Origin of the sequence: Pseudomonas sp. Wu6 (assembly GCF_019891515.1) — a bacterium.
GTDB classification, from domain to species: domain Bacteria; phylum Pseudomonadota; class Gammaproteobacteria; order Pseudomonadales; family Pseudomonadaceae; genus Aquipseudomonas; species Aquipseudomonas orientalis_A.
In genome coordinates this window covers 50,705-72,099 of the sequence record NZ_JAFLXH010000007.1, presented here as the reverse complement: position 1 = coordinate 72,099, position 21,395 = coordinate 50,705, and the positions used below count along the sequence as shown (strand labels likewise).

General features: G+C 56.1%; 17 protein-coding genes and 4 pseudogenes. 13 read left to right on the top strand and 8 right to left on the bottom strand.

The features are described from left to right. The first annotated feature begins 253 nt into the window (after positions 1-253). Entirely contained in the window at positions 254-1,066 is an 813-nt protein-coding gene (locus J1G34_RS06820; protein ID WP_222993629.1) for a M949_RS01915 family surface polysaccharide biosynthesis protein, read from the top strand. A 107-nt stretch (positions 1,067-1,173) separates the two neighbouring features. Beyond that, positions 1,174-2,088 (top strand): site-specific integrase, encoded by a 915-nt coding sequence (locus J1G34_RS06815; RefSeq protein WP_222993627.1) that lies wholly within the window; start codon positions 1,174-1,176, stop codon positions 2,086-2,088. A 14-nt stretch (positions 2,089-2,102) separates the two neighbouring features. Here J1G34_RS06815 and J1G34_RS06810 read toward each other — a convergent pair whose 3' ends face one another. Beyond that, entirely contained in the window at positions 2,103-3,299 is a 1,197-nt protein-coding gene (locus J1G34_RS06810; protein WP_222993625.1) for a multidrug effflux MFS transporter, read from the bottom strand. 151 nt (positions 3,300-3,450) lie between these two features. Here J1G34_RS06810 and J1G34_RS27610 point away from each other — a divergent pair. The 5 genes and pseudogenes from J1G34_RS27610 to J1G34_RS06790 form a co-directional block, all read left to right on the top strand. Continuing rightward, positions 3,451-4,206: pseudogene (locus J1G34_RS27610) on the top strand (MCP four helix bundle domain-containing protein); the annotation flags it as partial. Next, complete coding sequence (locus tag J1G34_RS27605) at positions 4,201-5,064, top strand: methyl-accepting chemotaxis protein (RefSeq protein WP_459077112.1); 864 nt, start codon at positions 4,201-4,203, stop codon at positions 5,062-5,064. The pseudogene J1G34_RS27610 and the gene J1G34_RS27605, both read left to right, overlap by 6 nt. Positions 5,065-5,305: 241 nt before the next feature. Beyond that, entirely contained in the window at positions 5,306-6,229 is a 924-nt protein-coding gene (rbsK, locus tag J1G34_RS06800) for a ribokinase (protein WP_065892744.1), read from the top strand. Between the two features lie 33 nt (positions 6,230-6,262). Then, complete coding sequence (gene fucP / locus J1G34_RS06795) at positions 6,263-7,594, top strand: L-fucose:H+ symporter permease (RefSeq protein WP_065884316.1); 1,332 nt, start codon at positions 6,263-6,265, stop codon at positions 7,592-7,594. Then, positions 7,591-8,637 carry an aldose 1-epimerase family protein gene (locus J1G34_RS06790; protein WP_122561851.1) on the top strand — a complete coding sequence of 349 codons (1,047 nt, stop codon included), beginning with the start codon at positions 7,591-7,593 and terminating at the stop codon, positions 8,635-8,637. The genes fucP and J1G34_RS06790 overlap by 4 nt, the downstream gene beginning before the upstream one ends. Here the strand turns inward: J1G34_RS06790 and deoR are convergent. After that, positions 8,634-9,392 (bottom strand): DNA-binding transcriptional repressor DeoR, encoded by a 759-nt coding sequence (deoR, locus tag J1G34_RS06785; RefSeq protein ID WP_065892742.1) that lies wholly within the window; start codon positions 9,390-9,392, stop codon positions 8,634-8,636. The genes J1G34_RS06790 and deoR overlap by 4 nt on opposite strands. Positions 9,393-9,520: 128 nt before the next feature. On the opposite strand from deoR, the gene deoC reads away from it, so the two are divergent. The 3 genes from deoC (at position 9,521) to J1G34_RS06770 (ending at position 12,600) form a co-directional block, all read left to right on the top strand. Next, entirely contained in the window at positions 9,521-10,204 is a 684-nt protein-coding gene (deoC, locus tag J1G34_RS06780; protein WP_130138449.1) for a deoxyribose-phosphate aldolase, read from the top strand. Positions 10,205-10,303: 99 nt separating this feature from the next. Next, entirely contained in the window at positions 10,304-10,837 is a 534-nt protein-coding gene (locus tag J1G34_RS06775) for a hypothetical protein (RefSeq protein ID WP_222993621.1), read from the top strand. A 593-nt stretch (positions 10,838-11,430) separates the two neighbouring features. Further along, on the top strand, positions 11,431-12,600 hold the full coding sequence (locus tag J1G34_RS06770) for a hypothetical protein (RefSeq protein ID WP_163001652.1): 1,170 nt from the start codon (positions 11,431-11,433) through the stop codon (positions 12,598-12,600). Positions 12,601-13,192: 592 nt separating this feature from the next. Here J1G34_RS06770 and J1G34_RS06765 read toward each other — a convergent pair. After that, positions 13,193-13,798 carry a VOC family protein gene (locus J1G34_RS06765; RefSeq protein ID WP_240997056.1) on the bottom strand — a complete coding sequence of 202 codons (606 nt, stop codon included), beginning with the start codon at positions 13,796-13,798 and terminating at the stop codon, positions 13,193-13,195. Positions 13,799-13,885: 87 nt separating this feature from the next. On the opposite strand from J1G34_RS06765, the gene J1G34_RS06760 reads away from it, so the two are divergent. Beyond that, complete coding sequence (locus J1G34_RS06760) at positions 13,886-14,665, top strand: AraC family transcriptional regulator (RefSeq protein ID WP_240997057.1); 780 nt, start codon at positions 13,886-13,888, stop codon at positions 14,663-14,665. A gap of 289 nt (positions 14,666-14,954) precedes the next feature. Beyond that, positions 14,955-16,150, top strand: a pseudogene (locus J1G34_RS06755) (multidrug effflux MFS transporter). A gap of 199 nt (positions 16,151-16,349) precedes the next feature. Here the strand turns inward: J1G34_RS06755 and J1G34_RS06745 are convergent. Further along, a pseudogene (locus J1G34_RS06745) lies at positions 16,350-16,652 on the bottom strand (MFS transporter); the annotation flags it as partial. Positions 16,653-16,919: 267 nt separating this feature from the next. Between J1G34_RS06745 and J1G34_RS06740 the strand changes: the two are divergent. Then, positions 16,920-17,135, top strand: a complete 216-nt coding sequence (locus J1G34_RS06740) for a hypothetical protein (protein WP_222993619.1) — start codon at positions 16,920-16,922, stop codon at positions 17,133-17,135. A gap of 510 nt (positions 17,136-17,645) precedes the next feature. Here J1G34_RS06740 and tnpC read toward each other — a convergent pair. The 4 genes and pseudogenes from tnpC to J1G34_RS06720 form a co-directional block, all read right to left on the bottom strand. Next, positions 17,646-18,850 (bottom strand): annotated as a pseudogene (gene tnpC, locus J1G34_RS06735) (IS66 family transposase). A 175-nt stretch (positions 18,851-19,025) separates the two neighbouring features. Beyond that, a complete protein-coding gene (tnpB, locus tag J1G34_RS06730; RefSeq protein WP_083203302.1) occupies positions 19,026-19,247 on the bottom strand; it encodes an IS66 family insertion sequence element accessory protein TnpB in 222 nt (73 codons plus the stop codon). Then, positions 19,244-19,561: an IS66-like element accessory protein TnpA gene (gene tnpA / locus J1G34_RS06725; protein ID WP_083203303.1), complete on the bottom strand. Its 318-nt coding sequence runs from the start codon at positions 19,559-19,561 to the stop codon at positions 19,244-19,246. Before tnpA ends, tnpB begins: the two co-directional genes overlap by 4 nt. 466 nt (positions 19,562-20,027) lie before the next feature. Further along, entirely contained in the window at positions 20,028-20,309 is a 282-nt protein-coding gene (locus J1G34_RS06720; RefSeq protein WP_042944669.1) for a helix-turn-helix domain-containing protein, read from the bottom strand. Positions 20,310-21,395 lie beyond the last annotated feature (1,086 nt).

Genomic DNA, 21,395 nt, shown 5'->3' with positions numbered 1-21,395 from the left:
TTAAGCGCAAAAATGTTCAACGAATATGAAAGGCGGATGAAAAACTCGTTTATTTGACAGGTAGACAGCTAGGGTTCAGCTATGTGGCCAAGGTGTTAAACCTTGTAATTTTCAGGCAGATAGGAACAGCCCGCCGAGTATTTGGTTCACGTGGGCAGCACCCGTAATGGGCGCTGTGTATCTATTCAACAATCTTCTCTGCATTGCCCTTCAAGTGCCGGTAAAGTAAGCCATCTCTTGCCAGGGTACTCGGATGAATAGCGTGCAGCTTTTACGCGGCCAGTTGCGGCCGGTGTTGATGGGATTGTGGGTATGCGTCGCCTGTGTCACGGCCGTGCGGGCCGATGAAGGCGTGGCCCTGGCGAACATTGATCAGGTACCCGAGGGTGTCGAAGTGCGTGGCAAGCAAGTCGCCGCCTATACCTGGGACGACCGCCAGGGCAAAAACCTGCTGGTGCTGGCCGAACAGGTCGGCGAGCGGGACGACGATGGCACCCAGTCGGCCTTTGTCTACGCGGCCCAATACCTGCTGGCGGGCGAGCATCCCAAGCGCGTGTGGATGCTCTATGACGACGTACGCCAGTGCCAGTTCGACGCCAGGCTGCACTTTGACAGGGGCGCTACCCAGGTCACCGACCTGCTGGGTGACGGCAATACCCAGGCGACCGTTGGCTATTCGCGCACCTGTACCAGCGACGTCAGCCCGAATGAATTCAAGTTGATCATGCATGTCGGCAAGTCGGAGAAGTATCGCCTGCGCGGCGTTGACCGCTACGGCGCAGCCTGGTGGGACGAGGACGCCGGTGCCTTGCGCGGCATGCCGTTGCCGACCGATTGCAGCGTGACCGCCCAGCAGGCGCTGGTCAGCCAGTACAAGGAGCAGGGCACCGAGCTGCCGCTGCCAGGCTGCTACGCCGACGAGAAGGATTTCGCCAAGGCGCCGGACAGTTACCTGACCTTCATGCGTCGCCACTGGTTTGCCCTGATGCAGAAACAGGACGCCGATTGGAGCCAATCCCAGGCTCAACCTCAGCCATCCGCCGAAGAAGAAGAGGTGGCGCCCTGATTTGATGGCGGGGCCGATACTGCGCTAGACTCGGCCTTCGCCAATCAATAAATATCACGATGAATCAATGGATTGCTCGTGATATTTAATCCAAAGGCTGATCTACCTTGACTGAGTCCATCCGCAACCCGCTGACCCTCTACCTCACCCGCCTAGCGCCCTCCAGCCAACTGACCATGCGTTACGTGCTGCAGGACGCCGCCGACCGTCTCGGCCTTGACGAGGTCAACCTGGACGACATCGACTGGCACCTGCTGCAGCCCGAACAGGTGATTGCCTTGGTCGCCGCGTTGCGTGAGGACGGCTATGCGCCGAACACCTCGTCCCTGTATGTGAATGCCGTGCGCGGGGTGATGAATGAAGCGTGGCGGATGAGCCTGATCAGCCAGGAACATCTGTTGAAGATGCGTTCGGTCAAGGCCGCGTCCGGTACACGGCTGGGGCAGGGACGCAACCTGCGCCGCACGTTGATCCGCGAGATGATGGAAGTCTGCGCCGCCGACCCACGCCCCCAGGGCCTGCGCGACGCCGCCGTCATCGGCCTCCTGTACGGCTCCGGCATGCGCAAATCGGAGTCGGTCAACCTTGACCTGGCGCAGATCGACTTTGAGCAGCGCAGCTTGCGCGTGATCGGCAAGGGCAACAAAGAACTGGTCAAATACGCGCCGGATTGGGCATTCGCCAAGCTGCAGGCCTGGCTGGACTTCCGTCGCGGGCAACTCAAGGAAGGCGAAGAGGACGACACGTTCCTGTTCAACCGCATTCGACGCGGCAGTCATATCACCCGGGAACGTATCACCAAGCACGCGATTTACTACATCGCCCGCCAGCGTGGGGACCAAGTGGGCGTCAAGATCATGCCCCATGACTTCCGTCGCTCATTCATCACGCGGGTGATCGAGGAACATGACCTGTCGATTGCGCAAAAGCTGGCCCATCACACCAATATCCAGACCACCGCCAGCTATGACGTACGTGACGACAACGAGCGGCGGCGGGCGGTGGACCGGTTTGATTTGTAGGCGTGACGCGGCGATCAGACGCTCGCCAGGTGCGGCGGCAAGCGGCGCAGCGTCCACAGAACGGTAAGCATGGCGGCGGTCGCGCACAGCGCGATGCCCACCAGCATCGGCGCGGGCGTATGGTCGGCAAACAGCCCCACCAGCGTCATGGAGACAGCGGCGGTGACCATCTGAATCGCGCCCAGCAGGGCCGATGCCGAACCTGCCACCGCGCCATGGTCTTCCAGCGACAACACGCCGGCGGCCGGTAATAACAGGCCGAGAAAGCCGAAGCCGATAAACAGCAGCGTCATCATCAAGACCAGGTGATTGCCCCACAGTGTCGTGGCCGCCAACAGCGCCATCACGGCTGCCACGGCAATCACCGACCAGCGAATCAGCGGCGGCAGGCCAAAACGCGCGCTCAGGCGTGCCGTCAGCTGGCTCATGGCGAAAAATGACGCCGCATTCACTGCAAAGCACAGGCTGAATTGCGTCGGCGTCAGGCCGAAGTATTCGATGTACACGAAGGGCGCGCTGCCGATGAACACGAAGAACGTGGCCAGGCCAAAGCCGCTGACTACCGACAACCCGGTGAACACCGGATCGCGGAGGAGGGCGCCGTAGCTGCCGAATGCACTGCCCAGGGTCTTGCCCAGACGCCGCTCCGCCGGATGGGTTTCCGGCAGTTGCACGATCGTCATCACCAGGCACAGCAGCGCCACCACCGCCAACGCGGCAAATACTTCGCGCCAACTCCACAGCGAAATCACCAGGCTGCCGGCCAATGGCGCAAGGATCGGCGAAACGCTCATCACCAGCATCAACAAGGCCATCAAGCGCGCCGCTTCGTGGCCTGTGTACAGGTCGCGGACAATCGCCCGTGGAATCACCATCCCCGCGCATGCGCCAAAGGCCTGCACCGCGCGAAAGCCGATCAGCACTTCGATGCTGGGAGCCAAGGCACAGCCGATACTGCCCACGGTAAAGATCACCAGCCCCGCATAGATCGGCAATTTGCGCCCAAAGACATCGCTGATCGGGCCGTAGAACAGCTGGCACACCCCGATTACCATGAAGAACACGGTCAGGCTCATCTGCACGGCGGCCGGCGACGCGTTGAGACTCGCGCCAAGGGTTGGCAGCGCCGGCAGGTAACTGTCGATGGCAAACGGGCCAACGGCGGTGATCAAGCCCAACAGCAGGGCGAGGTGGGCGATGCTTCTAGGCATGGGCAAGTCCGGGCAAAAAGACGCCCAGCTTAAGGGATTGGCACCGATCCGCAACCTTGGGCTTCACTAACCGAGGCTCGTGCCGATAACGGTACTAACGACGCTCGAACGGTTGGTTTCCCAACCGGCGGTCCAGGTATGGGGATACCAGATGACGATCAAACTACGCTTGATGCTGTTGATTGCGACCGGGCTGCTGACCGCCTTGATCATGAGCCTGGCCGGCTACCTGGGAAATTCCCGAATGGGCGCCGCCGTGCAGGACAATGAGGTCAGCATGACGGTGCTGCGCAACCATATGGAGGCCGACATGATGCACGACGCGCTGCGTGCCGATGTGTTGTCCGCCATGCTGGTGGGGCTGGGCAAAAGCACCAGCACGCCGGCCGACGTCAGTGCCTCGCTCAAGGAGCATGCCGAGCACTTCCGGCAGATGCTGGCGGATAATTTCCAGCTGCCGCTGGACGCCACCATCAAGGCCAGCCTGGAAAAAACCAAACCCAGCCTGGAGACCTACGTCAGCGCCGGTGAGCGCATCGTCGCGCTGGCCCTGGCCAACCCCGAGGCGGCGCGTGGGGAGCTTGAGACCTTCAATGCTGCGTTCAGGCAGTTGGAGGACCAAATGGCCGCGCTGAGTGAACTGATCGAGACCAATACCCAGCAAACCAGCACCGGCACCCGGCAGGCGATCAGCAACGCCAACTGGATCCTGGGCGTGGTCCTCGGCGCCAGCCTTTTGCTGCTGCTGGCCCAGGGACGCTGGGTGATCATGAGCATCATGGGACCGCTGCGCACCGCCAGCCGCATTGCCGACAGCATCGCCCGCGGCAACTTGAGCGAACCGATTGTCGAACCGCGCAACCAGGACGAAGCCAGTACGCTGATTCGCAGCCTCGCCACCATGCAGCGCGATTTGCGCGGCATGATCGACGTGGTGCGCAGCAATGCCCATGACGTCAATGGCGTCAGCGAACGCCTGAGCCAGGGCTGCCATGAAGTGGCGGACAGCAGCCAGCAGCAAAGCGAGGCCGCCAGCACCATGGCCGCCGCCGCGAGTGAAATGACCGCCAGCATCGAAGAAATCACCCGTCATGCCGGGCAGGCGCTGGACATGGCCAACCAGGCTGAAACCCTGGCCAAGGACGGCGGCCGGATCATTCATCAAGTGGTCAGCGACATGGACGGCATCGCACGCTCGGCCCAGCAATCGGCCCAGGTGATCCGCACCCTGGACAAAGAATCCGAAGCAATCTTCAGCATTATCCAGGTGATCAAGGGCATCGCCGACCAAACCAACCTGCTGGCCCTGAACGCCGCCATCGAAGCCGCCCGCGCCGGTGAGCAGGGCCGCGGCTTCGCCGTGGTGGCCGACGAAGTGCGCAGTCTGGCAGGGCGCACCAGCGCCTCGACCCAGGAAATTGCCAGCATGGTCGGGCGTATCCAGCAGAACACCCGTGAAGCGGTGACCAGCATGGAGGAGGGCGTTGCTCAAGTCGACAAGGGCATGGCCGTCACGGCCGACGTGGAACGCGCCATTCGCGAGATCCTCCAGGCCACGCTCAATACCACGGAGCTGGTGAATGATATTTCCCGCACCATCAGTGAACAGAGTTTGGCCAGTAACGAGATTGCCCATCAGGTGGAGATGATTGCGGGCATGTCGCAAAGCAATAGTCGCGTTATTGGCGATACCGCCTCGACCACTGATGAGTTGGCTGGCTTGGCCAGCAAACTGTCGCAGTCCGTGGATCGGTTCAGACTGTAACGCAGGCGTTTTCGTGGCCGGCTCCTGGTGGGCCGGTTTTTTTTTGCGTGAAATTATCATTCAGCGACGGCTCAAGGTCGCGTCTCGGCGCTTGATGCCCGACCCTTGTCAGCGCCTGTTCGTACGATGACTTGAATCGTTCGCGCAAAAAAAGATTGAATATTCACACCTTATGTTATTTAAATAACAAAACAAGAGCGGCATGGCCTGCCTGGTCCAGCCGTAACAAGGTGGAATAGCAATGAGCAAGATCGCAGTCATCGGCAGCAACATGGTGGATTTGATTACCTATATCGACCGCATGCCGGTTCAGGGCGAAACCCTTGAAGCGCCTGGCTTTGCCATGGGTTGCGGCGGCAAAGGGGCCAACCAGGCGGTGGCTGCCGCCAAGCTTGGGGCTGATGTCCTGATGCTGAGCAAGGTCGGCGACGATATGTTTGCCGACAACACAGTGGCCAACTTCCAGCGCTTTGGTATCGACACCCGTTATGTGCAGCGCGTGCCTGGCGTTTCCAGCGGCGTCGCACCGATTTTTGTTCGGGCCGACTCTCACAACAGCATTTTGATCGTCAAGGGAGCCAATGCGCATTTGCTGCCGGCGGACATCGAGGCGGCTGCCGCCGACCTTCGCGAATGCACGCTGATCGTGCTGCAGCTGGAGATCAATCTTGACACGGTCTACCACGCCATCGAATTCGCTCACCGACACGGTATCGCGGTGCTCCTCAACCCTGCACCGGCCCTGGCCGGTTTGAGTCGTGAGCACCTGGCGCACCTTGACTTCCTGATCCCCAACGAATCGGAGCTGGCGTTGATCAGCGGCCACGTTGTGGACTCGCCGCAATCGGCCCAGACCGCCGCCCGTAGCCTGGTGACCAGCGGCATCCGCCACGTGATCGTGACACTCGGCGAGCACGGTGCGCTGTACGTGGGGGAGGAGGGCGAGTTCCAGGTGCCGGGGGTACGGGTTGAAGCCCGTGACACCACCGGTGCCGGGGATGCCTTTATCGGTTGTTTCATTCACCACTGGAACCGCGACCGCCATATTCGCCAGGCCATGGAGCGGGCGGTGGCGTATTCCGCCTGCTCGGTCATGGGGCTGGGTACGCAGAGTTCCTATCCCGACAGTGAAACGTTCAATCGCTTTGAGCAACAACAGCGCTGACACCCTCAGCCCAGCCCAGCCCGGAGAACAATAATGAACACACCTGCGCTGCAACAGACACCCGACGGTTTCTACCTGAACCGCACGCCCTGGTTCGCTTTTATCCTGCTGTGCAGCATCTTTGCCCTATGGGCTGCGGCCGCGAGCATGAACGACGTGCTGATCGCCCACTTCAAGAAAGCATTTTTGCTGAGTGATTTCCAGACGGCCTTTGTGCAGTCGGCGTTTTACCTGGGCTACTTTTTTGTGGCTATTCCGGCCGCGATGGTGGTGCGTCGTTTCAGCTACAAGAGCACGATTCTGATCGGGCTGCTGCTATACATGTTGGGTTGCCTGTTGTTTTTCCCGGCCGCCTCCACGGCCAAGTACGGCATGTTCCTCCTGGCGCTGTTTGTGATCGCCGCCGGCCTGTCGTTCCTTGAAACCGCCTGCAATACCTACTCGACACTGATGGGGCCCCGAGAAACCGGGACCCGGCGCTTGAATATTTCGCAGACCTTTCACCCCTTCGGTGCCATGGCCGGGGTGTATGTGGGCAGTTTCGTGATGTTCAAGGACACCGACGCCACCACTGAACAGCTGGCTCGGATGAGCGCCTCCGAGGCAGCGGTGCAGCAGTTGCAAATGATCCAGTCCACGCTGTTGCCCTACAAATGGATGATTGCGGTGCTGGTGCTGATCTTTATCCTGATCGCCATTACGCGGTTCCCTGCGTGCAAGGGCAACAAGCCCGCCGGCAGCAAGCCCGGCAGCCTGGGTCAAAGCCTGGGGCGGCTGTGGCGTAACCCGCGCTTTACCTTTGGCGTATTGGCGCAGTTTCTTTATGTGGGCGCACAGGTCGGCGTATGGAGCTTCACCATTCGCCTGGCCATGCAAATGGGCGGTATGAATGAACGCAGCGCATCATGGTTTCTGCTGACTACGTTTGCCGCCTATTTTGTCGGAAAGTTGATTGCCAACCTTTTGATGCGTCGCCTGCATCCCGCCAAGGTACTCGCGATCTACGGGGTGCTGTGCATCGTGCTGCTGGCCTACACCATTCTGGTGCCGAACATTTCGGCGGTGTATGCAGCGGTTGGCGTGAGTATCTTCCTCGGCCCTTGCTGGCCGACCATCTACGGCCTGACCATCGATGGCCTGGGTGAAGACACCGGCGTCGGCGGTTCATTGCTGGTGATGAGCATCGTCGGCGGCGGGGTGATCCCGATCTTCCAGGGCCTGTTGTCCGACGCCAGCGGCGGCAACATGCAGCTGGCTTACAGCGTGCCGTTGCTGTGTTTCATTGTGATCGTGATGTATGCGCTCAAGTGCATGCGCCAATCCGGCACCTTACCGGTGGGCGCGACCAGGGCGGTAGCCTCATGAATACACATATTGCGCTGTACCCTGCGGTGTTTGCCGAGCAGGAGAAGATCCTCCTGCAATCGTCGGCCTTCAAGGTCAGTGCCTGGGTCTACCCGTCCGGCGTGCTGGCGGTGAGCCTGGAGAATAGCCGTGGGCGACTGGTGATACTGCCTTTTCAAGGGCAGATGATCTGGTCAGCCGTGTTCGACGGTTGCGACTTGACCATGAGCAACCTGTTCGAGCAACCTCGGCCCAGTCCGACGATAATCGATACTTACGGCTGCTTCATGTTTCACAGTGGGCTGCTGCGCAACGGCTGCCCCGCGCCGGATGACACGCATGCCTTGCACGGCGAAATGCCCTGCGCGCGCATGGATACGGCCTGGTTGGAGGTGGACGAGGGCGTTGTACGCCTGGGCGGCTCGTATGAATATGCCAAGGGATTCGGCGATCGCTACCGAGCGAGTCCCAGCGTGACGCTGCGCGCCGATTCGGCCGTGTTCGATATCAACATGCAGGTGACGAACCTGGCCGGCAAGCCCATGGACCTGATGTACATGGCCCACATGAACTACGCGTACGTGGACGGCGCCCGCTTTGTCGAGCCATTGGGCATACAGCGCAAGCGTCTGCGCACCAGCGTGCCGGACCATGTCAAGCCGACGCCGGCATGGAGTGCCTATATGGCGCGGCTGGCCGAGCAGCCTGCGCAATTGGCCTGCCTGGAGCAACCGGCATTGTACGACCCCGAGATCGTATTTTTCTTCGACGGGGTCGGCACAGACCCCACGGGCCAGGCGCATTTTCTGCTGGATCATCCCAGCGGTGCGGCGTTCTACACCCGCTACCGTCCCGAGCAATTTGCGCACGCCGCACGCTGGATCCTGTACACGCCAGATCAGCAAGTGGCGGCGTTCGTGTTGCCGTCTACCTGCGAACCCGAGGGCTATAACGCCGAGAAAGCCAAAGGCCATGTGCGTGCGCTGGCGGCCGGAGCCTGCGCTTCATTCAGTGTCAGTACCGGGTATTTAAGTGCGCAGGAACGGCAACGGTTGCTGGATTAAACCAGCAATTGCGCGCCATTGGCCTGAATGACGTCCTTGTAGCTGCGGGGGATTTTCTTGTCGCTGACCACGTACTGAAAATCCTCAAGAGCGGCGAAGTGCGCAGTGCGCACTGTGTCGAACTTACTGAAATCGGCGAGCAATACGCGTTGCTGAGCCTGGCGCATGACCTTTTGCTTGACCTCGACTTCATTGAAGTTGAAGCACGTTACGCCAAACGCCTGGCTGACGCCGGCCGCGGTCACAAAGGCCCACGTCAGGCGCACGCTATCGAGGATGCTGCTTTCGGCGCTGCTTTCAAAGACCTGGTTCTTGCGGTGAAAGGTGCCGCCGCACAACACGATGTGGCAATTGGGTTTGTTCTGCAGTTTGAGCAGCACGTTCAATGAGCTGCACACCGCAGTGAACTCCAGCGCATCGGGGATGAAATCAACGACAAAAGGCGAGGTGGTACCACAGTCGAAAAATACCGTATCGCCGGCCTGAACCAAAGAAGCGGCGAGTTTGCCGATGCGGCGTTTTTCCTCGACGTGACGCGTGTCCTGCTCGGCTACTCGGTAATCGCCACTCTCATTGCCGACCCGGGTGATATAGCCACCCAGCAGTCGCAGGTGATCGCTGAAATGGTTGAGGTCGCGGCGCAAGGTCATCTCGGAAACGTCCAACAGTGCGGCCATTTCCTTCAGGTGAATGGCGTTCTGGTCCTGCAGGGCTTGTTGGATAAGCTTCAATCGCTCGGCTTTTCTACTGTCCACGAGTCTTCCAGGGCTTGATTGTTGGTGTTAAATAAGTATCATTAATTGTTAGTATTGTAACTAAATTATGTAGACGCTGGGACAAGCGCCTCACAATCATTGGCAACATACAGGCAAGGGCCCATTAAATGAACAGTCTCCCACCCGCCGCATTGGCCAAGTACATCGATCACACGTTACTGGCGCCCGACGCCTCCCAGGCACAGATCCGCACCTTGTGCGAGGAAGCCCGCGAGCATGGCTTTTATTCCGTGTGCCTCAATTCCGCGCAGGTGCCTTACGCCGCTTCGTGCCTGACCGACGACAGGGTGGTGATTTGCGCCGTGGTCGGCTTTCCACTGGGCGCCGGATTGAGCGATACCAAGGCTTTCGAAGCCCAACGAGCGATTGCCGCCGGGGCAGGGGAGATCGACATGGTGCTCAATATCGGCTGGTTGAAGGAAGGGCTGCTGGACGCCGTGCGCGAAGACATCGCGCTGGTCCACCAGGCTTGCCGCGCCGTGCCGTTGAAGGTCATCCTGGAAACCTGCTTGCTGGACGATGAGCAGAAAGTTCAAGCCTGCGAGATCTGCCGTGACCTGGGTGTGGCCTTCGTCAAGACGTCCACCGGGTTCAGTCGAAGCGGAGCTACGGTCGAAGACGTGGCACTGATGCGTAGAACTGTGGGTGCCGGGGTTGGGGTGAAGGCCTCTGGTGGCGTGCGCGATTATCCGACTGCGTTGAAGATGATTGAGGCCGGGGCCACACGCTTGGGCAGCAGTTCAGGGATTGCGATTGTGGGCGGGGCGATGACGGCGGCGAGTGGTTATTGAAGCGTTTTTTCGCGGGGTAAGAATAGTTGCCATATGATAACTCAACTAAATAGTCATTTAGTTGAGTTATGCCCAAACCTTGGGATGTGAGAGGCCGTAGTGAGCGTGGAAGCGATAGTTACAAGTATCAAGGATAAGTGGGTCTATTTTACGGGGGGCAATGCTGAGCTCAATGCTTTTTGGCTGAAGTATCTGGCCGCGTTCGTAGTTTGGGCGATCGTGACAGGGCTTATTTATTGGGGAATCAACTCGGAGAAAAAATTCGGGGCCCTTAATATCGCGCGCAAGCATGTGCTTTGCGGTGTGTTTATGGTGGTTTTTTCTGTAGCACCAGGTACGTACGTCTGGTATGCGTTTATCGATTTCAAGCACAACCAACAGCTTAAAGCCGCGAATACGCTTGCTGAGTCACTGAAAAGTTGGTCGAGTGCCTGTGAAAAGGCCAAACAGACCAATGCATGCCCAGAGCCTCCCGACATCCCACTCATTACCGACGGATTACTGCGACGTGAAAAGCCGGTGCCGCGCTCAGGCCAATTCAGTGGAACGCGCATCCGCAAAACGATAACGCTGGAAGTGAACGGGAAAGTGCTGCAGCACGAAACCATCGTGGATTATCCGGACAAGCGTTAATCACGAGCAGTTGCGTGCACGACGGCGAATTTCTCGACTCAGAGAAATTCGGCCTGGTGAAAAGCAGCTGTGGAGATACCCGTGGGCGGTATATGCGGGTACGCATAATGTATATTATGTTAAATAACGTACCAAGTCAGATATGTTCATGAGCCACGATCCTTGTGGCTGTAATCATAAAATGATAATTCGTGAGTTTAAAAATCGTACCGTGAAATCAACAGCTTAGCCCCACAACCTGTCAGCTTGGCATCGTTACGATAAGTCATTGAGGCGAAATATCTGTCTTTCGCTCGTTACCTGAAGCCCAAATAACAATATTCTTCTCTTTTGAGCGGCCCCTTAAAGACATAAAAATCAAGGGATTGAAACTTTTATAGCTCAAATACTTGAGCCTGATTAGGTAAAAAGCACTTGAGAAACAATGAGATATTTAGTGCTGATGATTTTAAAAAAAATGCTCGAAATCGAATTTTTGATAATGACGAACCAGATCAAGGGTTTGCTGACGAAGTGTTTTTTTAAAAAAAATAATGTCAAATTTCATGATGATCTCCTACCCTCATTAAATCATTTGTCGAGAGACAGCCATCATGAGCTTGCCTAACCCACTCTTTTCAGGCATTACCAGTATTTCTTTAAGTGAGCTTGCCTATTACGGGGAGCATCCAGGAGTAGAGAGATACTTAGCTAAATTCGATTCAAACCTGAATGCTTTCAAGTTCGCGAATATAGCGCGAGAATTCATTGCTTCTCGTGTCGGCGCACATAGTGATGGAGAAAATCTTTCAGGTTTTGGATCTTCGAGGAGTATTACAGAACGCCTATTACTCTGGTCATGGATCGTAAAAGGAAAGTCTGTAGAAGCGATCGAAAAGGAAGAGTTTCGAGAATTCTTAGAGTTCAACTCATGCCCCCCTTCCGAATGGGTAGGCGACGTCGCACGTCGACGATTCGATTGGGTTGATGGAATCGGCTACATTGCTAACCCGGCCTGGCGCCCATTTTCAAAGCCCGCCAATGAAACCGGGATGCGTACAATGAACATGTTTAAGCTCATAGTCTCCTGTTGCACGTCTTTCTATGATCACCTAATCCGCAAAGGAATTTGCCAGTTTAATCCGGCACAAAATGTAGAATGGCTCCCCCTTCAAACTTTTAGTGCCGAAGCTAGGTCAATTGACCGCGGACTGACGATTTGGCATGTGGATCAAATCTTAAGAGTTGGTGCAAATCTAGACTGCGGTCGCCATGAGCGAGCCTTATTCATTGTGGCCTTGATGAGGTATCTTTTAGTGCCGATCCGGTGGATTGCGAAAGACGTAAGAAGAACTCCTTCATTTAACCTCTTAAAACATACTACCTGCGGTTTTCAGTATTTGGTTGAAGGTCTACGGGGCGTCGAAGCAGTGACTGCCCCAAACATATTCATTCCATATCTTCAAAGGTATAGGTCAAGTCGTGGTCTGCCTAGGGAGGCTCCCGACGATGAGGATGAGCCGTTGCTGGTGACTTCACATGGTCGTCCTGGTTTGACGCAACGTCAAATCAGAAACCTCGTGTATGAGATTATACTAGTAACGGTTCACCAGCTGGAAATTGAAGGAGCGGATAATCAAGAAATAATTCCTCTAAAGTCATCATGTTTGGACTCTATACGAATTGCTAGCATAAGTGGCAGCCTTCGAGAGTACGGTATTTACGAAACTCAAAAAAAATTAGGCTCCGAAATATTCAGTTCGATTCTGCGTAAAGGAATCTGAAATGAGTGCTATTTTCCAAGAAGACCGTTCGATTCCCGACGGGACAATGGCTATGCGACCCGGGGCGTTCTGGCACAGCGGTTTCAGGGGGTTCAGGGGGTTCAAATTCTCGTACTCATCACGCGCGTTGTCATAGAAAAAAAATGTGCTTTTTTCGCAGGGCGGTCCAATTCGTATTTCCATAAAGACTGACTAGCGCCCTACTCCTAATCCCAATTTCCTCCTTTGAGGATTGGCGGAAATTCGAGAGCTGGCGCTCCTCCCTGTGCCTGGAAGACTTGGGTCGCAGATCAGAATGTCCGCCGCCAAAAGCAGTCATTGATAGATCCTATATGGCGGTAATTTAAGATTTGCGCCTTTACGCGTTAGTGACCTGCGCTCTAGCGCACTAACAGGGCTTTAGCTTTTCGATCTGCGCAGTGGAGTGCCAGAAAGGAAATCCAAATTTTATGTGGCCGGCGAAGTGTATGATTACGCCAGCTGTATACTTGAATCTGATGATCTTTATGTTTGCCATGAGACGTCATGCGCGACGGAGAGCGCTTTAAGTAATTGCTTTAGGGAAATAAGTTTAACAGTCTTCGGCAGGAAGCTACTCATTAGCCTGCATCAGTTCCAGAGTGATATGATCTGGCCCAGTCACATATACAACTAGAGTTCCCTTGCGTGGGCCTGCGGGAATCGCTTGAGGCTTGCCTCTTGCTTTCCAGCCTGCTTGCTCAATGCGTTCGAGTACGGCGTATATGTCTTGCACCCTCAATGCCAAATGCGCTGAACCAATCGCTGATGCCGTAGGTGTAGTGATACCGTGGTGGTCACCCTGCGAATATTCCAGCAACTCTACTCGACTGCCATCCGGGCCTTTGACTATCGCCGTTCGCACGCTCGGATCGGCGGTGCCGGTTACTTGCAAAATGAATGATCCGCCCATTTCCGACTGACGCTCAAGAATGAACCCAAGTCCAATTGTCCAGAAGCGAATGGCTTCTTCCAATGAACTGACTGCGAAGCCAATATGATCGACGGCATGCACCATGTGGTTAGAATTCATCAAATGATCCTTTAAAGGTTCACGGGCCAAATAGGGAGTTGAGCTTGCACATCCAGCTGTTACGGCCAAAACACAGAAAATAAATCTGTGAGAGGTACGCATAATCAGGCCAATCCAAGAGAGGCAACATTTGCGATTTTTAGACATTGAGTATTCCTCTGACCGGTCTTATTCTCCATTAGGCATTCAGGATATGGCTACCTCGGATATGACATTGGATAACGTAAACCAGCCATGAACCGCGCGCTTATGCCACTGCTGGCGATAGAGCAACGCGACCGGGCGATCCGCGAAACGGCGGCCCACACTCATACGACAGGCCAACTAATCGCAAGCCTTGCCGGGCTGCTTTCCGTGAGCACTGACGGCGGCTCATGGGTAGTGCCGGCTAGCCATGCCATTTGGATACCTCCCCGTGTCGCACACGCGATGATGTCGCATGGCGCTTTTGCAGGAGCGATGGTCTATATCGCGGAGCAAGAGTGCGGGATCCTGCATCAAATGCCATGCACATTTAGGGTCAGCAGTTTGCTGCGCGAAGCGGTAAGCCGCGCTGCGTCGTGGGGACAACCACCCCGCAACGAAATGGAGTCGCGGGTTGCAGCAGTCATCTTGGATGAAATTGCTACCTCACCCGCTGAACCCATCGGTCTGACGCACCCCAATGACCCGCGCTTGAGGCGTATCACCGATGCGATACTTGCTCAGCTTGATGACAATAGATCACTTGAGGATTGGGCTGCTTGGTCAGGTATGGCACCTAGAACACTTGCCCGGCGTCTGGTCGCTGAAACCGGTTTTAGTTTTTCTGAATGGCGACAACGTGCACGCACGTTGCGCGCTATTCAACTATTAGTCGAGGGGATGTCAGTGACGACAACGGCGATTGAGCTTGGCTACGAAAATATTAGTGCTTTCATTGCCATGTTCCGTCGGATAATGGGTGTTACGCCAGGACAATATGTGCGAGCGCAGACACTGATTAGCAAAGAGGCAATTTCTAGATCAAGTTGATGGGTGTAAGAACCGCTGTACCATCCAACCCGATCTTGCACGGTATGCGTCCGGCCAAGTCATCTACCAGTGCCGGGAGTTGATCGGTATCCAGCTCCATTTCGCTGGATTGGGCACACTCCTGAATGACCTGGGCTTTGAAGGAGTTGGAGTCGGAATAGCGTGTTGGCTGCATGAAATACCCGCTTAAAAGGCTAGAACTGGTGTCCACTTAAACTTAAGTGCATACCATGTCTGGGCTTTGCGGGGTTGGGTACCCCCTCTGCTCTGAATATCGTCTGGATGTCTGATGAACCTGCGCGCAATCATTATTCTCGGTGCCTTGAGCGCCTTCGGCCCCTTGGCCGTCGACTTTTATCTGCCTGGCTTCCCTGCCATTGCCCTCGCGTTTGGCACTGACGAGAAGCATGTCCAGTTGACCCTGGCGTCATATTTTCTGGGCTTGTCCATCGGTCAACTGGCTTACGGGCCGGTGGCGGATCGCTTCGGCCGACGTGTCCCGCTGCTGTTCGGGGCTTCGCTGTTCACCCTCGCATCGCAGGCGTGTGCCTTCGCGCCGAATCTGGAATGGCTGATCGGCGCGCGCTTCGTTCAGGCGCTGGGCGGCTGTGCGGGGATGGTGATTGCCCGAGCCATTGTCAGCGACAGGTGCGATGCCGTTCAGTCGGCCAAAGTATTCTCGCAATTAATGCTGGTGATGGGCTTGGCGCCGATTCTGGCGCCCATGCTCGGCGGCTTGCTGGTCAACCTCTATGGGTGGCAGTCGATCTTCATCAGCCTGACGGCGTTCAGTGCGCTGGCTTCAATAGCCGTGGCGCTGGGCCTGCCGGAAAGCATGCCCGCCACTCATCCTCGCCAGCCTTTATCAGGCGCACTGACGCAGTACCGCCGCTTGTTGGGCGATCGTATTTTTCTAGGCCACGCGCTCACTGGCGGGATCGCCATGGCTGGGATGTTTTCTTACATCGCCGGTTCGCCGTTCGTGTTCATCAAGCTCTACGGAGTGCCGCCTGAGCACTATGGCTGGCTGTTCGGTACCAATGCGGCGGGTTTCATTCTGGTCTCGCAGCTCAATGCCCGGTTGGTGGGCAAAAAGGGGCCTGCGTTCCTGCTGTCGCGGGTTATCTGGATGTACCTCGCTGCTGCACTGGCATTGTTGGTGATTGCCGGTCTGCGCACCGAACAGCTCTGCCCCCTGCTGGTGCCCTTGTTTGTCTGCATTGCCTGCCTGGGCTCCATCACCCCAATGCCTCAGCCTGCGCCATGAACGGGCAATGGGCGCGTGCGGGCAGCGCGTCGGCATTGCTCGGTTGCCTGCAGTTCAGTGTGGCGGCAGCAGCGGCCGCGCTGGTGGGTGTGCTTCACGATGGTACGGCGTTGCCAATGGCGCTGGTTATCTGCTCATGCGGTGCGTTGGCCGTGACGCTTGCAATGCTGACCCGCCGTTTGCAGAACAAACGTGATGTAGCGCTCCCGGGCTCATAGGAGATTACTCGATGCTTCACCGCCGAGTAACGAAACAGGTACATACGGCAATGATCAGCAAGGCCAGAAACATGCCGCCGAAGCCTTGGGACAGGCCCAGGTTCCAGCCGGAATACTGCCCCGCCACCACCGCACCGACGCCGAAAATCAGCAGGGTGAAGAAGCCTGCATGACGCTGCAGGCGACGTTGCTCAAAGTAAAGCACCCAGAGGTCAGCGGCTTTGATGGCTCGGTTGATTGCTGCCAGTAGCGAGCCTCCGAACATGCCAAGGAGGAAACCAATCCCGGCGACGATCTTGGGCTCGGTGACATTCAGGTAGGCGCTGACCATGCTCGTCAGGTACAGCGAGCAGGCAGCACCCGTAACCAAGAACACCATCCAGGCGCGCCAGTCGGGCAAGTCGTCCTTGTGCCACCAGCTCGCAACTACGGCCCCAATGAGGCCCGCAATCAAAAATTCGAACCTGTCGATCTTGTCGAGCAGGCGCTGTAGATACTCCATGCGCTCGATTCCGTGGGGCATGTTTTTTGGAATTGAATCGGCTCACACAGCACTCCCAGCTCGGAGCAATGGGTGTGGTGGGTCGGAAACGAAAAAGCAGCGGGAGGTGTCAAGTCTCGGAAAGGCGCCTAACTGGTAGCACAAGTTTTCACGCTATGGATTCGAAAGCACTGGACCCATTAATCGCTGGTTAATCCCGAACTCTGAGAATGGCAAACGGAAGCGTGGCAACAGTATCTTCCATGACCATTATCAGAGAGATGCAAAATGAACCTTCGCAAGCTTGCCATTATTTTACTGCTCAGTATCAGTGCCACTAGCGCGCTCGCTGAAGGCGGTGCTGACCGTTTGATACAACGAAATTTGGAACAGCAGCAGGCCTATCTGGCCGCTCAAAAGTCCGCAGAGACGAAGTCAGAAATCGCAAAAAAACAGCCGAGTGTTGATGCCCCTAAAACTCAGTCGAGTTCAAACGATAGCTGACATCTGGCCGCTGGTAGGTCGCCCTTAGGTGGCTTGCCACAATCATATGAGACAACCGCTACCCAATCGCTGGAGCCCAGCTTCGCTCCCCTAACAGCTAGTGCTTCCAAAGGCTGCCCTGGCTGCAGTGAAACTCAGGCAATAAAATCTATGGTCACCCCCATTTTTGCAATACTGGGTGACGTGGTTGGCTTGCTTAAATCTATCCGGCGTCTGTTTGGGGCAGGCCCCAGCGCCACGATGAGAGTCGCGCCTGACGATCTTTAAAAACCCGTCGGCTTCTGAAGCTGATTTTTATGTCAGGATTTTCGTCAGGCCGGTGCGCCGTTCACATCATCTGTTGTTCAGCTATCGCAAAACCTGAAGGTGAATCGTTCTACTGCAACAACCGCAGGGTCAGGCGTTCAAGGCGTCTGGCCCTGTTTCATATTGCGTATGGTGAGCGGCTATTGCCCGAGCGATACGCGCCAGTTTGTTAGCAAGTGCACAAGCCACGTAAGCGCCTGGGCATCACACCTTGCGTGATGAAACCGGCTGCCACCTATGCGGCAGCAACTGATCGATTTCACTCGCCCGCTGCGTCGGCAGGCGCGTAAGCACATCCTTCAGATAAGCATACGGATCATGACCATTCAGCCGCGCAGACTGGATCAAGCTCATGATCGCCGCCGCCCGTTTTCCGCTGCGTAGCGACCCTGCAAAGAACCAGTTCTTGCGCCCAAGAGCCCATGGCCTGATTTGGTTCTCAGCCCAATTATTGTCTATGGGCACGACCCCGTCATCGAGGTAGCGCGACAGCGCTGCCCAGCGTTTCAGGCTGTAATCGAGTGCTCTGCTGATGCCTGAACCTTCGGGTACAAGCTCGCGCTGAGCGCTCGTCCAGGCATGTAGCATGTCCATTACCGGGACGGCTTTTTCTTGCCGTATTCGGCGCCGTAAATCCGGTTCCAGGTCGCGGACTTCGCTCTCGATTTCGTACAGCAACTGGATATAGCGCAAGGCTTGCTCAGCAAGCGTGCTTTTATTCGTAGCATGCAGCTCGAAGAATTTGCGCCGCGCATGGGCCATGCACCCGATCTCGGTCACGCCGAGTTCGAAACTGGCTTTGTAACCGCCAAAATCATCGCAGACCAGTTTGCCCTTCCAGTCTTTCAGGAAGTTGCGAGCGTGCTCACCGGCGCGGCTGGGGCTGAAATCGTAAACCACCGCTGACAGATCCGAGAATTGGCTGGTGGCGTAGGCCCAAACATAGGAGCGATGGGTTTTCTTTGTTCCCGGCATGAGCATCTGCACCGATGCGTTTGAGCGCGCAGCCGCATGGGCAGTGAGTGTTGTCCGGTTCGTGATGGATCAACGTGCGTGGAAATTCTGCCGGCAACGCGGTGCGCTGGGGATTTTGCTTTTTCTCGGTCGGCGCAGGCGCTGTTTGCAAGGCTTGAAGCTCAGCTTCAATCGTGGCGATATCGGTATCGATCAGGTCATCGAGCAAGCTGGCCTGCTCAGGGTTCATCTGCTCGCTACGCTTGGCAAATTTCAAGCGCTTGAGCTGCGCGATCTCGAAGGTCAGCTTCTCGATCACCGTCTGATCGCGGTTGGTCTTCTTGCCAATGGTTTCGACCGTCTTACCCATTGCATCGACTTGCAAGAGCAACTGCGCAGCTAAGGCACGCAGTTGCGTCAGGAGTCATTTGGTCGAGATTGGGAGAAGAATTCATGCTGCAGATTGTGCCAGAGCAGGCCGTTCGCAGCGATACACCGATAGGCTAATGGCAGCCGTTAAAGCAGTGTGATCACACCGCCAGCCCCAGCGCGCTGCCAAGGCAAGCCCAACACTAAAGCCTGAAGTTGCTCGGTATCCAACTCAAGTTCAGAGCCTTGACGAATTCCTGGTCAGTGAAACTTTCCTTGATTCAATCGGCGGGCAGCCAGCCAGATGCCAAACCCATCATGCACCAGGACTTTCATGCGAGTGGCGCGGCGGTTGGCGAATAGATAAGCACAGTGCGGCTTCGCCGCACCGAACACCGCTATCACCCTGGCCAACGCAGTGTCGGTGCCAGCACGCATGTCCATGGGTTCGGTGGAGAGCCAGATGGCATCGATGCGGATCATTGGGTGAGCCCTCGAATGAGTCGGGCGCATCCTTCGGGATCGGAAATTGGCCACTTCACCGTAAGCGTTTGCTGGCCAATCGGTAATTCAATGATCGCCGACGCTTGAGCTACTGGTTTCGATTCGACTTTCAAAGGAATGAACGCTGGCAAGGTGGCGACCGGCTGATCGCGGTAAAGCGGTAGCCAACGGCGCACGACATTAGCGTTGATACCATGACTCATCGCGATGGCTGCCACGGAAACGCCAGGTTGCAGGCATTCATGGACGACTTGGGCCTTGAAGGATTTTGTGTAGGAATTACGTTGGCGCATGGCGATCCTGACATTAAGGGTAGTTGTGTCCGCATAAAATTACGCGGACACAATTGCCCTTATTGGCCGGGGTCGGAAGGTGGGTTTGCCGGTCCCTTACCCTGCACGCTACAGGCTAGACCTTCAACCATGTGCCGGAACAGATGAAGAAAGAAATGCCAGCCACTTCAGGAGTCGCCAGAGCATCAGTTTTCTTTTAACTGGTGGGGCACTCACGCTGCACTCAGCTGGCGCTTGTAACTTCAACCGTGCTAGTTGCGTATTTCCCCCAATACCACCACAAGCATTCTACGAGCTGTTCGTTGATGCGCCTTGAAGGTCTGCGTTCTCAGACAGGTTATCGACGCCGCCCTGGAAAGTACGGCGGTAAGCCAGCGGTCGCCTCACCCAATTTGCTGAAGCGCCAGTTCGATGCTGCGTTCTCGACTCCTTGGGCTGCTGTGGCTCCTCTCCTCTCCCCCCCCCTTCACTTAGAAGCCGCTTCCATTTCTTCCTGCACCTGTCTGATCAGGGAGGCTAGATTAACTGTTGGGTCGAGGATCAGGAAAGTCTCGATTATCAGAGTGAGAGGATGAACGCCAGTGCGCTCGGCCAATGCAGCTGCCTTGTCAATGGTAACGTTTTTCAGCCCGCGCTCTAGCGTGCTGATGTAGGTCCTACTGCTGATATCGTAGAAATCTTCCTGCGTTAAGCCCCGACGAACCCTGGCATTTCGGAGCGCAATCCCGAACGCCTGCTTCACTTCCATGACCATTCCTCGCAAAAGGAACGATGAAGCCTTTTTGATCACTATAGGGCTACAATCTATAGTGTTCATTTCGGTAGAATTGCGTTGCGGCAACGCAAATCCGCAAGGGAAATTTCTTGGCGCTGCTGTGGGCTTTTTTTCTATCCATCGCAAGCAGAGCATTTTCCAAAACCGATGCCTTCTACCAGTCAGGGTGCCCTAATTGATTTTTGTTTATGACCCCGCTCAGCGTGAGGTACGGAATTGGACTCACGGCGAAATGGAGGGACTATGCTTTGTTGCCACTATCATCTCCCTGCACACGGGGCAGACCAATCGTGCAGCCATACTCAACTGTGCTTACGAATTACAGTACTACCTATCTGCAGTCACGGACGTAGAGGTTAGGCATGTGCACATGATGTGCCCTCCGTCCATCAGCGGTCGCACCTACTGGACTTTAGAGGAGCTAGAGAGCGTTACCGTCTTTAACGGCATCTCTACTGATCAAAGCGCGGTCGTTTACCGAACTGCTTCAGCCAGTTACAAACTGGGTGACCTGGATCTTCGTCGGAAAAAGAAATCACGGGTGTTGTATTGCCCCAGGCACCTTCAACAACAGAACTTTCAGCTATCAGAGAACTATTCGGCAGCATCCAATACCCAGCTTTTTGGACCCTTAGGGAGACAGTGAGAAATATAAGCTTCCATCAACCGCTCTATTAGTACTTTGCATGTTCAGGCCTGCTGGCCGCTACAGGTCAGCCAAGATAGTTGAGCTTGCTATACCGTCGTAGTCACTGCTGGTTCAATGACTCCGACCTGAATGACCTCCTCGGCTAACGCGCTGACTAGACAGCGCTGGCTGAATAACCGCATGGATACCAAACATGGAGATATGATGTGGTTTCACAGAGCACTCGTTCGCATCAGACTTTGCCAGGCGGTCGCATGCGATTCAAGCACCGACCTGCATCGAATTTCATCAAAGCGCTTCCAGGGCGAGGAAATTTCTCCAACGCACAACAACCCTGCCGCTCATCGTGTGTTCGGCAAATTAAGACAGTTACTCGCTTTCTGCGTTGGAGATAGTCTCCATCAGTGCTT